This window comes from Mycobacterium shottsii (assembly GCF_010728525.1).
GTDB lineage: Bacteria > Actinomycetota > Actinomycetes > Mycobacteriales > Mycobacteriaceae > Mycobacterium > Mycobacterium marinum.
This window is the reverse complement of record NZ_AP022572.1, coordinates 2,876,844-2,890,614: the sequence shown is the minus strand read 5'-3', so window position 1 is coordinate 2,890,614 and position 13,771 is coordinate 2,876,844. Positions and strand designations below refer to the sequence as shown.

Sequence of the window (13,771 nt, the reverse complement as noted above, 5' to 3'; positions counted from 1 at the left end):
AGGGTGAAGTGATGACGCGAGCCCAGCGGCCGGTGCTGACGGTCCGGTCGGGCCCGTCGCAGCGCAGCTTTGCTGCCGGCCCCGACGTGATCGTCGGAAGTGATCTGCGCGCCGACCTGCGCGTCGCGCATCCGCTCATCGACCGCGCGCACCTGCTGCTGCGCTTCGAGCAGGGCAGCTGGGTCGCAATCGACAACAACTCGCAAAGCGGAATATATGTGGACGGGCGTCGAGTCCCGCTGATCGACATCCGCGACGGGCTGGCCATGAACCTGGGCCGACCCGACGGGCCGCGCATCACGTTCGAGGTGGGACATCACCAGGGGGTGATCGGGCTACTGCCGCCGCCGGAGACCATGCCCGGAGTCGACCCGGCCGACCGGCCGCCGTCGGGCGGCCCACCCCCCTGGGGGCCTGGGTACCGGCCGGGGCCGCCCAGCTATCCCAGCCGTCCCAGCTGGCCGTCCCCGCCGCCCGACCGTCCACCCGACCCGGTCGCCAGCGCCCAGCTCACCAGCGCCATACCGCTGCTCCCGCCGCCCGCCCACCCAGGTGCGCACACCACCGCCTCGCACTACCCGGACCGAACGGTCGACGTCCTGGGCGCCGACTCGGGCCTTGCGCCCGCGCTTGCCGACACCATCTCGATCGGCCGCGCTGCCAGCAACGACATCGTCGTCTCCGACGTGCTGGCGTCGCGCCATCACGCGTTTTTGACACCGACCCGGATCGGCACCGAGATCCGCGACGCGCACAGCATCAACGGCACCTTCGTGAACGGAATCCGCGTCGGGTCAGCGATCCTCAGCGACGGCGACATCGTCACCATCGGCAACATCGACCTCGCGTTCACCGGGGGCACCCTGGCGCGCCACACCCAGGTGGCCACCCGCGCCGGCGGACTCGAAGTCAACGCGGTCAACTTCAGCATCAACGGCAACGGGCTGCTCGAAAACATCTCGTTGACCGCCCGACCCGGTACCTTGACCGCCGTGATCGGCGGCTCCGGGGCCGGCAAGACCACCCTGTCGCGGCTCATCGCCGGGTATACCAGCCCCAGCTCGGGCACGGTCACCTTCGAGGGCCACAACATCCACGCCGACTACGCGTCCTTGCGCAGCCGGATCGGGATGGTCCCCCAGGACGACGTCGTGCACCGAAAGCTCACGGTCAACCAGGCCCTCGGTTATGCCGCCGAGCTTCGGTTGCCACCCGACACCAGCAAACAGGACCGCGCCCAGGTCGTCGCCGGTGTGCTCGACGAATTGGGGCTGACCCAGCACGCCGACACCCGAGTCGACAAGCTGTCCGGCGGACAGCGCAAGCGCGCGTCGGTGGCGCTCGAGCTGCTCACCGGACCATCGCTACTGATCCTCGACGAGCCGACCTCCGGCCTGGACCCGGCACTGGACCTGCAAGTCATGATGATGCTGCGGCAACTGGCCGACGCCGGGCGGGTGGTGCTGGTGGTAACCCACTCGCTGACCTATCTCGATATCTGCGATCAGGTGCTGTTGATGGCGCCCGGGGGCAAGACGGCGTTTCTCGGTCCTCCCGATCAGATCGGCCCAGCCATGGGCACCACCAACTGGGCCCACATCTTCGCCAAGGTGGGCGCCGATCCGGACGAGGCCAATCGCCGCTTCCTGGCCCAGCAGCGCGCCGCAGCACCCGCGCAGCCGCAGACGCCCACCGACCTCGGCGCGCCCGCCCACACCAGCGTGCCGCGCCAGTTCTCCACCATCACCCGCCGACAGGTTCGGCTGGTGATCGCCGACCGCGCCTACTTCGCCTTCCTGGCGATCCTGCCGTTCATTCTGGGTGCGCTGTCGCTGACGGTTCCGGGTGACACCGGGTTCGGCATTGCTGACGCGACCAGTCAGACACCCGACGAAGCCGCCCAAATTCTGAATCTGCTCAGCATTGCCGCGGTCTTCATGGGTACCGCGCTGACCATTCGCGACCTGATCGGTGAGCGCGCCATCTTCCGTCGCGAGCAGGCCGTGGGTTTGTCGACGTGGGCCTACCTCAGCGCCAAGGTGTCGGTGTTCTGTGCGTTTGCCGTCGCCCAGGCGGCGATCGCGACCGGCATCGTGTTGCTGGGCAAGGGCGCGCCGACGCAACCGGCGGTACTGCTCGGCAATCCGAGTTTCGAGTTGTTCACCGCCGTCGCGGCGACCTGCATGGCATCTGCGATTCTCGGACTGCTGCTGTCCTCGATCGCGCACTCGAATGAGCAGATCATGCCGCTGCTGGTGGTGTCGCTGATGCTCCAGTTGGTCCTCGCCGGCGGTGTCGTGCCGGTGACCGATCGGATCTTTCTTGACCAGCTGTCGTGGCTGACACCCGCCCGCTGGGGCTACGCCGCGTCGGCGGCCACGGTGAATCTGCGGGAACTGGTGCCCGGCTCGATGAGCCCCGAGGACAGCCACTGGACGCACTCGACGACGGCCTGGCTGTTCGATATGGCGATGCTTGCCGCGCTGTCGGTGGTCTACTCGGCGGTGGTGTGGTGGCGCATCCGGCTCAAGCGGTGAGCAGCACAGTCGCCTAGTGCATCAGCCCATCCGATGCAGATCCTCATCGGCGCAACTGCTTGATGGCCAGATCCGCCGCCATCTTTCCGGACAGGCACGCCGCGCCGGCGTGTTCGCCGGCGGGACCGACTGAGGTACCGATGAAATAGGTGTCGCGCGCCGCGTCGTAGCTGGGCAGGCCGGCAAAGCCGGTGGGCGGGACAAAGGGGCTCGGCGCGCTGCGCAGGCCGAGCCGGCTCGCGTACTCGCCTGGGCTCAGGAACCGCTGATAGATCAGCGCGTCCTTGAATCCGGGCAGATCTTTGTCGATCGTTGCCACCGCATGGGCGGACAAGTCCTTGCGTCGCCGCGCGGATGGATCACCCTCACCCCGTGGTAGTGGAATGAAGGCGTTGATCGTGTAGTGGTCGCGCGGTTGCGGCAGATCGGATCGAAAGATGTGAAAGCTTGGCCGCGAACTAGGTTGCCCGGCATCGAGTTTGCGGAGTTCTTCGCCGATGTCCTGCTGCAGCCAGGCGATGGTGTGATAACCCCGGGGATAGGTAAAGCCTTTGCGAACCGCAAAAAGCAGCAGCGCGAACTCCATCCCGGCCTTGGTGGTTTTCGGGAACTCGCTACACCGCCCGGCACTGGATAGGACGACTCGCGCAGAGACCAAGGCGTCCGAGGTATGAACGCGCTTTTGCGCCCCGACGCGCTCGACTTGCGTGCTGTGGCAACCAAGCCACAGCTCGCCTCCGAGCGCCTCGAAGCGTTGGACCATGGCCGCGATCATCGCGGCCGGTCCGCCGACCGGGGTATAGCTCTTCTGGTAGCGGTAGCCGAGTTCTTTGGAGTAGGCCTGGCCTACCTGCTCGACCGTCAGGTCGTCGGGGGAACGCAGCAGCGCATACGCGGGGATAGCAGCGGCCGCCATCAGAAGCCGGTCTTGAACTGCGCCGTCGATCAGTTCGCCAAGCGTTTGGCCCGGGTCCTTGCGTACGGTTCGGAATGCCGAGAAAAGCGCGGGCAGGCGCCGGGCCACCGTTGCCAGGGTTGGCAGGGTTGGCGGCATTTCAATGCGCTGCTCGCCGAGATGGAATCGCGCCGCGGGCGTGCGAAACTCCGTGCCGACGCCCAGCTCCTCGAGGTGACGGACCAATCCGCCACCGAAGTCGTTGCAACCGGTGACGAACTCATATCCGTCCAGGGTGAACGTCCCGCACAGCCCGCCGGGAACTTCCCGACGCTCGACGACGAGAGTGCGAATGCCATTGCGCTGCAAGTTGATGGCTGCGGTCAGACCAGAAATGCCACTACCAATCACCACGGCGTCGAATTGAGGGGGGCATCCGGATCTTGGCACGATATTACTGAGTAACCGCGGCCATCGCCGCCATTACATCCATGGCAAACGTGTCCCGGGTTTGATGGTAGGCCACCTTTTCCGTCTGATCCGCCCCGACCTTCTTTTTCTCTTCCTCGGACGACAGTCCCAAGCTGACGTGCTCGTATCCGAGCAATCTGGCGCGCCGCACCGCCTGGTACATGGCCTGGCGGTAAACGCCGAATTTGCGATTGTATTCGTAGTCGATTCCCACAATTACCCAGTGATAGCCCAGCTTGCCGCGGTAATTCCACGAAACAGCTACTGGAAGACGTTCCGCCCGGTCATCGTAGTCCGCCTTCAAACGTAGCACTACGAATTCCCAATTTTCTTGCGCCGCCAGCGATTTCAAGATGTCCGACGGATATTGGAATATCTTGATGCTCAAGTTGCGCTTCGCCACGTTCAGATACAGGCGGTATGCCCACTCCTGCTTCTCGGGCGACAACTCGGATTTCGTCTCCACTTCGTACATGTGCTCGTACGGAATGAACTCCTGCCGCATGTGCCGTCTTCTGCGCGTGCTCGGCAGCGCCTGCAGAAACTCGTCGCGGGTCTCCCATCGCATGTTTTCGATGGCGTTACTCAGGGGCATATCAATCTTCACGAAGCCTTCGTCGGTAAGCACTCGACGGATATCGTCGTCGGCAGCGTCGAAGTCGCGTAGCAGTAGTGCCGTAGCGTTGCGTTCCCGCTGCCGCACGAGCACGTGACCGAGCAGAAATCGGATTACCTCCGGCCAATCCTCGCGACTGCGATCCACGTAGAGATGCTGCCCCTCGGAGAGCAAGCACCCCATGCCCATTGTCCGGCTGGTGAGATACATCGGATCCTGTTTCCGCTTCTCCTCGATCTGGGCCGAGATCGAAGGCTGGGCGAAAATATCATCCTTATACACCGAGGTGGTAAAGAACGTCGCCAATAACGGCCGCCCCGAACCGTCCCGCACAATAAAGTAGTCAAAGTCCCAGCGTTCTTCTGGCCGTGTTCGGCCACCAAACGCCTGCTCCAATGCCAGGCAACCGGCGGCGTCAAAAATGCCCGCACTGCCGAGCAGGCTATTCCATTCGTCAGCATCAATTTCTCGGATGCTCGTGGCATGGTCCAGTCGATGCGTAGTTTGGCGCGTCGAATGGGGGTGGGATGCCCCATTGATCTTGTGCGTCGGCGGCTCCAGACCGAATTGTCTCCGAACGTCCGCTTCGCTCACGCACTCGTCCTTCAAAACGGCCCGAAAATTCCGTGCGACCGCCGCAACAAACTGCTCAATGTCATCGGGCTCCAGCTGCCGCTGGATGTTGAATCTCAGTCCGGTGTTCTTGACCGGAACCACGGGAAATGTGCTGAGGTTGCAGTAGTAGCCATCATCGAGCATCCGCTTGACCACATTAATGCCCAGCTTCGGGGTACCGAGACAGACAAAATTAATCGGCGTATGTGTATCGGAGAGAATCGGAAGGTCGTATTCTTGGAGCAGCGCACTGCAGCGGCTGATATTGTCCGCCAACGCCCGCTGCATATCGTAGATTTCGTCGCTGAGATGAATGCGGGCACAGGCGATCGCGGCCCCTGTCACCGGTGGTGACAACGGGTGTGAGTAGCTGAACGGCCCCCCGAACATCCGTACCTTACGTTGCGCCTCGGCATTGGGGAAGACCGCAAATCCCCCGGTACAGCCGAAACCGTTGGCCAGAGTGGAGACAAGGATGGTGCGCGGGTGCATGCCGAAGTCACCATAAACACGTCCGGACCCATGGGTGCCATACCAACTCATCCCGTGCGCATCATCGATGTAGAGATGCAGCTGTTCGTACTCTTGCATCAATTCATGAAGTTTCAGCATGGGCGCGACATCACCGTACATGGAATAGACGCCGTCGATCAGGTACCAGATTTGGCGGCGCTTGTTGCCAAATTCCTTGAGCTTGTCCTCGAGCATGTCGAGATTGCTATGCCGAATCATCTCGACCGGAACGCCTTTAGCGCACGCAATATTCGCCGCGTGCTGCACACTGAAGTGGACGCTTTGATCGAGGATTATCGCGTCGTTGGCGGTAAGAAGCGTCGGCAGAATGGAGATATGGCAGGCGGAGGTGGAAGAATAGACCAGGACGGGTTTGTCGTCATAGATTTTGCTCAGCTCGTGCTCTAGAACCTCATTGATACCCGCGGACAAATAGCCGCGTGATACCGAGAACTGCAGGCCATAGCGATCCAAGAAGGCGAACCCCGCCTCCTTTAGCCTCGGATCCTGCCCCAGGCTCATATAGCTGCAGGTGCCAAAGTTCAGGAATTTGCGTCCACCAATTTCGAGATGCCTCTCGATGGGAACGTCGGTGTCGGTGACAAAGTACATGACACCGCGATTTTTCGCATCCGTGAGTATTTCATCGACAACATCGTAGGGATCTTGGTGGCGGATCTGCGCCATCGATTCCTCCTGGAGAAGATGTGTGATTTCTAATTGATTAGTTGGCGAGCGTATCCACGAGATCTCTGATGGTCAGGAGCGGCAATATTTCCATCGGGACTTCAATGTCCCAGTCGGCCTTGATTTTCTTAGCCAAAGCTGCGCCATCGATGGAATCAAAACCGTCGGCGGCTAGATTGTTGCCGCTCTCCAGTTCTTCGGGGCTCAGATTCAACAGCTCGAGGAGGTACTGCTCCATCGCGCGATACTTTGGCGATCGCGCGCCACCATCAGGTTGCTGCGGCGTCGACGATATCGTCGCGGTACTGACACGGTCACCGAGAATCGGCAGCTGATCGGTCAACAGCAGCTGTTTGCACAGTTGCCGCTGGATTTTGCCACTGGAGGTCTTGGGAATGGCGCCGCGGGCCAAGAGAACCAGCCGGTAGGGCACCACCTCGTGGTGGCCGGTAATGGCCTGAAGAATCGAGTCCATCGCACTTTCCAGGGTGTCTTGCGCTGGATCGTCTGCCGCGATTTCCGCGGCGACGCCCAGTCGCTCTTCACCATCGACCTCCAGCGTGAAGGCGGCGCAGTATCCGGACCGGATGGCGGGGTGGGATTGCTCGACCGAGAATTCGATGTCTTGCGGGTAGTGGTTGACTCCGCGCACGATCACCAGGTCCTTCAGCCGACCCGTCACGTACAGGTCGCCATCTTGCACAAAACCCAGGTCGCCCGTACGCAAGTACTGTCCATGGCCCGCGACGTTGCCGAAGCAGTCTTGGCTTGCGCCGGCACCGTTGAAGTAGCCCCGGCTGATATTGGGTCCACGCACCCAGATCTCGCCCACTTCGTCGGCAGCGCATGGCTGTTGTGTCTGCGTCGAGACAATGGCCAGCTCTACTTCTGGACCTGCCGGACCGCAGCAGACAACCTCCACCAAAGGCGTTGCGGAAATGTCACATTCCACGACCCGGCCCTCGTTGAGCTGGCGCTAGTCCAGCGTCAATGTCTTGACTGTGGGCCCGCGCCAGCCGGTCACGAACAACGTGGCTTCGGCCAGACCGTAACCGGGCCGAAGGGCGTCCGGCCACAGCCCGAACGGGGCAAACGCGGCCAGGAAACGGCGCATCGTTTCCGCCCGCACCGGCTCAGCGCCGCAGTTCAATGCCTTGACGCTACGCAGGTCCAGCCCCTCGCGCTGAGCTGGCGTGCTTTGCTCCACGCAGAGATCGAAGGCGAAGTTGGGCGCGCCGCTGTTGGTACCGCGGTACTGGGTGAGGCAGCGAAGCCAACGCAGCGGATCCTGCACAAAGGCGGACGGGGGCATCGAAACCACCGTGGCCCCCAGATAGAGCGCTTGTAGCGCCATGAAGATCAACCCAAAGTCGTGATACTGAGGGAGCCAGGAGACAAGCAACTCATTTTGGTCTTGTTCCCAACGCCGCTCGATCTGATGGGCATTGGACAGCAAGTTGGCCTGGGTGAGCATCACCCCTTTGGGCTGTCCGGTCGAGCCAGAGGTGTACTGCAGCAGCGCCGCGCTCTCGGGCGCATACCGCGGGGGGTTGCCAGTCGGCCCGGTCGGCGCTGGCGTCGTCGGTGTTCAGCCAGGTCAGCCCCGAAAGCCCGTCGGGCAGGGTGCGCACGTTTGATTGAGAGTCCACCGACGGCAGGTCGGTCAAGAAGACGCGCGCCTGCGCATCTCGCGCAATGGCCTGCAGTCGCAGCAATGCCGGCCCCAACTTGTTCATATTCGTAACCGGCACCGGCACCGCTACCGCGCCGCTGTACAGGCAGGCGACCAGCCCCACTGTCATCTCGATGTTGTCGCGACTGGCCAGGATCACCCGCTCGCCTTGCGCCCCCCGCGCCTGCAGCACCGCCGCCAGATGGGCGGCGCGCGCGTGCAGCCCTTCGTAGCTGATAACCGTGCCGGGCCCCTCACCTCGGGGCAAAAAGCGCACCGCGTCGGTGGCCAGGTTGGCCTGTATGGCGCACATGACGGCCTCGGCGGCCGTCCGATCTTTGGCTGTCGGCCTCGACATATCTGCTCATTTCTCTGCGGTTAGAGTTTGGCGCCGCCAGCACTACCTTCGAGCGGCTCTACGATCGAGATCACGCGATTTCCGCACCACCGTGACGGAGCCCATCGCGCCTGGGCGACAACCGATTTCGGCGATATATCTGGCGGCGTTCCAGGCTAGGCCGGGCGGGCGGCCAGTACCCTTAGGGCGGGCAACACATCAGCACGCCCCGTTGAGTCGAATTGCGGGTGCCGCGATTCGGATCAGTGGTGCGCGGGGCCGCGTATCCACACCGGGGCGAAACCGCCATCGTGAATCGCCCACGCCAACGCCCGGCGGTAGAGCTCAAAGAAACTACGGGAGAATGCATTCCAGCAGCTCCCGAACAAACCTGCAGCAACCCCGATCCCCATGCGTATGGAGTTAACCGCACCAGGATTGACATCGTCAAGCGATGTGAAAGAACTTGAGGATCCCGCACGTCGCGCCGCGGTCTCCGGGTCCTCGTAACGGTCAGACTTTCGTTGCGGACAAACATGTTTCACATCCGGGCGGCCGGAGCACGTCTCAAAATTGAGATGAACCGGTGTCCGGCAGTGGCGACTCGCACCCATTGGCGTTTCGTGCGCTCGGCCCAAGGACGGCCCCGGGCCGTCCGGTGAGGTCACGAGTCCAGGCGAAGGCCGTGCGCCAAGGCGAAGGACAACGCTTGCGGCACGTCGATACGCGCACCCGCCAACGAGGCGCTTCGCCACAACGACGGGTCTAGGTTCGCACCGCGCAGATCCGCGTCGTCGAGCTTGGTGCCGTTGGTGCGTGCCCCACGTAGGTCGGCGCCGCGCAGCACACTCTTGCGCAAGTCGGTCTCGACCAGGCTGGCCTCGCGCAACCGGCAGCCACTCAAATCGACGCCCCGCAGGTCGTTACCGCCGAGCACCGCCAGGGTGAAGTCGACCTCGTCGAGAACCAGCGGCCGCATCCGGCAGCTGACGAACACCGAGCCCAGCATGCTGCATTGGGCAAATGTGCTGTGCCACAGCGTGGTGCGCTCAAAGCTGCAGTTGCGAAACGCCGACCCTCGGTGTTCGGATTCGGTCAGATTGACTCCGCCGAAGTTGCATTCGCTGAACACAACTCGTTCGGTGCGCAGCCGGCTCAGATCCTCGTCGCGAAAGTCCCGGCCGGTGAATTCGCAGTCGACCCAATGCTCCACTTGCGGTTTCAAGGACGCTGGCCGCCTGCTGCTGTCAGGCTGGCCAATGCGTATTCGCTCAGCGCGATCAGCGCGTCGGTGGCTGACCTGCGGTCGCGGGCGTCGACGGTGATCACCGGTACCTCGGCCCGCAACATCAGCGCTTTGCGCACCTCGGCAATGGGATACTTTTGCGCACCGTCGAATTCGTTGATCGCAATCAGGAATGGCAGGTTGCGGTGCTCGAAGAAGTCCACTGCGGCGAAGCTGTCCTGCAGCCGCCGACAGTCGACCAGGACAATCGCGCCGATAGCGCCGCGTACCAGGTCGTCCCACATGAACCAGAACCGGCGCTGGCCCGGGGTCCCGAACAGGTAGAGCACCAGGTCCTCGCCCAGGGTGATGCGGCCGAAGTCCATGGCGACTGTCGTGGTCCGTTTGTCCGGGGTGGCCTCGAGCATGTCGACACCGACCGACGCATCGGTAACCATCGCCTCGGTGCGCAGCGGCATGATCTCCGAAACCGCGCCGACGAACGTGGTCTTGCCGGACCCGAATCCGCCCGCAACGACGATCTTCGTCGATGCGGTGCCGCGCGCCGCAGAGTGCGCCTCAGAGTGCTTTAAGGCCACGCAGGGTCCTTCCTATGAGTTCGTGGCGCTCATCGCGGGTCGAACGCTCGGTCAAGGTCGCATGCACCCCAAGGTAATCGGAGGTGACCAAATCACCCACCAAGACTCGCGCGACACCCACTGGCAGATCCAGACGGGCGGAGATTTCCGCCACCGAAGGACTGGTGAGGCACAACTGGACAATCCTGCCCCGCACGTCGCTGGGTTGCCACCGGCGCGCCAGACCCGCGCGCGATGTCTGCACCGGCGCTTCCAACGGAAGGTCGATGTCGGTTCCGGTACGGCCGGCCGTCAGCGCGTACGGGCGGACCAGGCTGGCCTCCCGCGCGGCTTCCGGCGCGGCTAGCGGCGGGTCGCGTCTGTCCATTGCGGCGCGGGCCTCGCGCGGCGGGAGGACTGCACGACGCTGCCGACCCGCTCGGCCAGCAGCGCCATTTCGTATCCGATCTGGCCGATGTCGCATCCGGTCACCGCCAGCGCCGCCAGATGCGAGCCGTCACCGACGCGCATCAGCAACAGAAAGCCGTTCTGCATCTCGACCACCGATTGCAGCACCTGTCCGCCCTCGAACAGCTGGGCGGCGCCGCTGGCCAGGCTGGACAGCCCGGAGGCCACCGCGGCCAGCTGGTCGGCGCGCTCGCGCGGCAAGTACTCGCTGGCGGCGACCGGAAGACCGTCGACCGACACCAACAAGGCGTGGGCCACCCCGGGAACCTCACGGGCGAACTTGGACACCAGCCAGTCCAGCGGGCTGTCCGACAAACGGGTGTTCATTGTTGATCCGGTTCCTGACTGGCTCTATGGGCATGTGCCCGTCCGGTGTGCACACCGCCGAAATGACTGCTCATGGATGCCCGAACCGCATTGGGGTCACGCATGGCGGCCGTGTGCTGGGCGGGCTGATCGGGTGGTAGTCCGCGGTCGGACGCCGGCGGCCGATCCGCCTCGTCCTGATTGGGCTCGTCGGAGTCGGCGGCACCCGGCACCAGCCGAGCACCCGGGGTACGCACCGGCAGGCCGTGATCCGTCCGGGAATGCACCGGTGTTTCCTGGGCCTCGGCGGCCGCCGACCAGCCGCGGTCCCATACCGACCGCCAATCCAGGTCGGCGCTATTGGCCAGCTCATGCGGATCACTGGTCATCTCGGACAACATTTTTTGGTAGATCGAGTCGTCGCGGACGGGGTCGGCCGGTGCCGACGGCGGCCCGGGATTGACCGAAGGTGCCGGTTCATCGGGCCCCGCGCCGGCGGCCGGCGATCGCCTGGCAAAAAATGCGGCGGTGTCGGATTGTTGCGGCGCCGCTTGTTCCGGTCGCCCCACGGGTTGCGCGGTTTCCCACCAGGGTGTCTTCAGCTCACGGCGGCGCCGTGACGGCTGCTGTTGTTCGGGCTGCTGGCCGGGGACGTCGGCAATGCCACTAGATCCGGGATTGCGCCGCGGCAGCAAACTGACCGGGGGAAGCGGTGGGACGGCGGTGCTGTCGCCGGTGGGCGCGGACCCGGCGGCATCCGGCGCGGGGGCAGGCTCCGAACTCGGAGGTCTGACCACAAACGCGCTCCGCTGCGGCGGCTGACCGGCCGCGGGTCCCGGCCGCTGGCCGTCCACCAAGACGGTCCGCGGCAGGTAGACCTCGGCAGTGGTGCCGCCGCCGGCCTCCCCGGTTGACGGGCCGCGCAACCCCACCCGAATCCCGTGCCGCGCGGCCAACCGGCCCACCACAAAAAGGCCCATGTGTCGAGCGTTGGCGGGAGTCACCTCGCCACCGGAGTGCAGTCGCATGTTGGCCATGCGCCGATCCGACTCGGTCATGCCCAGCCCGGAGTCCGCGATCCGCAGCAGGACCCCTCCCTCACTGCCACGCACCGCCGATACTCGAACCGGCGCGGTCGGCGGCGAATAGTTCAGCGCGTTGTCGATCAACTCGGCGAGAAGATGAATCACGGCACCCGCCGCGGCACCGATCACCGTGCAGTCGGCCACCCCCCCGGTTTCGACGCGCCGGTAGTCCTCGACCTCGGAGACGGCGGCGCTGATCACTGTCAACAGCGGCACCGGCTCACGGTGGTCACGCGAAATCTGCGCACCCGCCAGCACCAGCAGGTTCGCACTGTTGCGATGCAGCCGAGCGGCCAGGTGATCCAGCCGGAACAGGGTGTCGAGGCGGTCGGGATCCTCCTCGTTGCGCTCCAGCCCGTCGATGAGCGCCAACTGCTGATCCACCAGGGACCTGCTGCGCCGCGACATGGTCTCGAACATGTCGTTGACCAGCGATCGCAGTCGCGCCTCGTCCCCCGCCAGCACCAGGACCTGGGCGTGCAGCTCATCGACCGCGTGCGCGACCTGACCGATCTCCTCGGTGGTGTAGACCGGCAGTGGCTCCGGAATCGGCTCGGCGCCCTCCCGCACCTTCGCGATCTCACCCTCGAGATCGGTGTGAGCGACCTTCAACGCACCGTCGCGCAGCTGGCGCAGCGGCCGGACCAACGCACGCGCCACCAGGAGCACCACGACCACCGCGACCAGGATGGCGCCCAACACCAACACGGTGTCGCGAATCGCGGCGTCACGCCGAGCGCTGGCCCTGGCCTGCACCGCCTTGGTGACCGACTCGGTGGCGTCGTTGATGACCTGCTCGGCGATCCCGCGGGTGATCTGGATCGACTGCAGCAGCTGGGGGTTACCCGCCAGCACGCTGTCCGGATCCGAGATGATCGCCATCCGGGTCACCATCTGCTGGTACAGGGTCTTGGCGTCCGGTGAACCGACGCCGAGCACCTCGGTCATTCCGAACAGCGTCGAAGGTTCGGTGCCGGCGAGGGTGATCATCGAGTTGCGCAACTGCGCCTCGGGAGCTTCAGCGCCGCGAGTCACCAGGATTTCTTGCAGGGTCATCTGCCCGCGGGCGCCGACGGCCCTGCTCAAACCCTGAACTTCGGCCCGGATCTGCTCGTTGTCGACGCGTACCGAGGCGTTGATGGCGTCCTCTGCCGTCAGCAGCAGCGGCACATAGGCCGTGACGCGATCGCGCAAACTGATGGTGTTGGCCAGCGTCTGGTCCAGCAGCGCCTGCCCGCCGTTCAGCACGGAGTTGACCCCCGAGCGAACGTCGCTGAGCACGTTGGTGTTCGCCAACCTGGTCTGTAGCTCGTTTTTCCGGGCCGCAAAGTTCTTCTTGGGTCCCTCGACATCGCGTCCGGTGGAACTGGCCAGCAACGCGACATCGAGTGCCGACATGTACTTGGTGATGGCCGGTATGACGTCGGCACGAGCATCCGCCAGCCGCAGACCGCTGGAGTTGGCCATCCCGCCATGGATCCGCAATCCACCCAACACCATCGCCAGCAGCAGCGGCACCACCGCGATGGCGACGACCTTCCACCCCACCGGCCAGTTGCCCAACGACCAGGCGGGCGGGCGTTTGGGTGGAGCAGATTCGGCGCCGCTGGCAACGGGTGCGCCGGGGGCCGCCTCGACCGGTGTGGTCGGGCGGGCAAACATTGTCATGGGATTACGGCCGTGCTACCGGCCGCAGCCCCGATGTGTCCTGCTCGAACAAACCAGAGAACCATGCAAACTTCCCGCTAAATTTCGCCCGCCCGAAC

10 protein-coding genes and 1 pseudogene are annotated in these 13,771 nt (G+C 64.3%); 1 reads left to right on the top strand and 10 read right to left on the bottom strand.

The window, feature by feature from the left end; all coding sequences use genetic code 11:
• Positions 1-11 precede the first annotated feature (11 nt).
• Entirely contained in the window at positions 12-2,537 is a 2,526-nt protein-coding gene (locus G6N41_RS13535) for an ATP-binding cassette domain-containing protein (RefSeq protein WP_198967615.1), read from the top strand.
• Positions 2,538-2,580: 43 nt separating this feature from the next.
• Here G6N41_RS13535 and G6N41_RS13530 read toward each other — a convergent pair whose 3' ends face one another.
• The 10 genes and pseudogenes from G6N41_RS13530 to G6N41_RS13495 form a co-directional block, all read right to left on the bottom strand.
• On the bottom strand, positions 2,581-3,843 hold the full coding sequence (locus G6N41_RS13530) for a phytoene desaturase family protein (protein ID WP_259594186.1): 1,263 nt from the start codon (positions 3,841-3,843) through the stop codon (positions 2,581-2,583).
• Between the two features lie 43 nt (positions 3,844-3,886).
• A complete protein-coding gene (locus G6N41_RS13525) occupies positions 3,887-6,334 on the bottom strand; it encodes a bifunctional aminotransferase class I/II-fold pyridoxal phosphate-dependent enzyme/GNAT family N-acetyltransferase (RefSeq protein ID WP_198967613.1) in 2,448 nt (815 codons plus the stop codon).
• Positions 6,335-6,371: 37 nt separating this feature from the next.
• Positions 6,372-7,166, bottom strand: a complete 795-nt coding sequence (locus tag G6N41_RS30020) for a non-ribosomal peptide synthetase (protein ID WP_336282415.1) — start codon at positions 7,164-7,166, stop codon at positions 6,372-6,374.
• Positions 7,167-7,178: 12 nt separating this feature from the next.
• Positions 7,179-7,850 (bottom strand): annotated as a pseudogene (locus G6N41_RS29580) (AMP-binding protein); the annotation flags it as partial.
• Complete coding sequence (locus G6N41_RS29575; RefSeq protein ID WP_265338849.1) at positions 7,738-8,364, bottom strand: AMP-binding protein; 627 nt, start codon at positions 8,362-8,364, stop codon at positions 7,738-7,740. The gene G6N41_RS29575 and the pseudogene G6N41_RS29580, both read right to left, overlap by 113 nt.
• Before the next feature lie 643 nt (positions 8,365-9,007).
• Positions 9,008-9,556 carry a pentapeptide repeat-containing protein gene (locus tag G6N41_RS13515; RefSeq protein ID WP_020727342.1) on the bottom strand — a complete coding sequence of 183 codons (549 nt, stop codon included), beginning with the start codon at positions 9,554-9,556 and terminating at the stop codon, positions 9,008-9,010.
• Positions 9,557-9,564: 8 nt separating this feature from the next.
• Positions 9,565-10,167 (bottom strand): GTP-binding protein, encoded by a 603-nt coding sequence (locus tag G6N41_RS13510; RefSeq protein ID WP_020732040.1) that lies wholly within the window; start codon positions 10,165-10,167, stop codon positions 9,565-9,567.
• A complete protein-coding gene (locus G6N41_RS13505) occupies positions 10,148-10,534 on the bottom strand; it encodes a DUF742 domain-containing protein (RefSeq protein WP_198967612.1) in 387 nt (128 codons plus the stop codon). The genes G6N41_RS13510 and G6N41_RS13505 overlap by 20 nt, the downstream gene beginning before the upstream one ends.
• Positions 10,510-10,941 carry a serine protease inhibitor gene (locus G6N41_RS13500; RefSeq protein WP_011740748.1) on the bottom strand — a complete coding sequence of 144 codons (432 nt, stop codon included), beginning with the start codon at positions 10,939-10,941 and terminating at the stop codon, positions 10,510-10,512. The genes G6N41_RS13505 and G6N41_RS13500 overlap by 25 nt, the downstream gene beginning before the upstream one ends.
• Complete coding sequence (locus G6N41_RS13495; protein ID WP_198967611.1) at positions 10,938-13,673, bottom strand: ATP-binding protein; 2,736 nt, start codon at positions 13,671-13,673, stop codon at positions 10,938-10,940. Before G6N41_RS13495 ends, G6N41_RS13500 begins: the two co-directional genes overlap by 4 nt.
• Positions 13,674-13,771 lie beyond the last annotated feature (98 nt).

Coding starts and splice junctions, on each gene's coding strand:
- G6N41_RS13505 (WP_198967612.1), bottom strand. CDS start 10,534: ATGGACAGACGCGACCCGCCGCTAGCCGCGCCGGAAGCCGCGCGGGAG.
- G6N41_RS29575 (WP_265338849.1), bottom strand. CDS start 8,364: ATGTCGAGGCCGACAGCCAAAGATCGGACGGCCGCCGAGGCCGTCATG.
- G6N41_RS13535 (WP_198967615.1), top strand. CDS start 12: ATGACGCGAGCCCAGCGGCCGGTGCTGACGGTCCGGTCGGGCCCGTCG.
- G6N41_RS13500 (WP_011740748.1), bottom strand. CDS start 10,941: ATGAACACCCGTTTGTCGGACAGCCCGCTGGACTGGCTGGTGTCCAAG.
- G6N41_RS13495 (WP_198967611.1), bottom strand. CDS start 13,673: ATGACAATGTTTGCCCGCCCGACCACACCGGTCGAGGCGGCCCCCGGC.
- G6N41_RS13525 (WP_198967613.1), bottom strand. CDS start 6,334: ATGGCGCAGATCCGCCACCAAGATCCCTACGATGTTGTCGATGAAATA.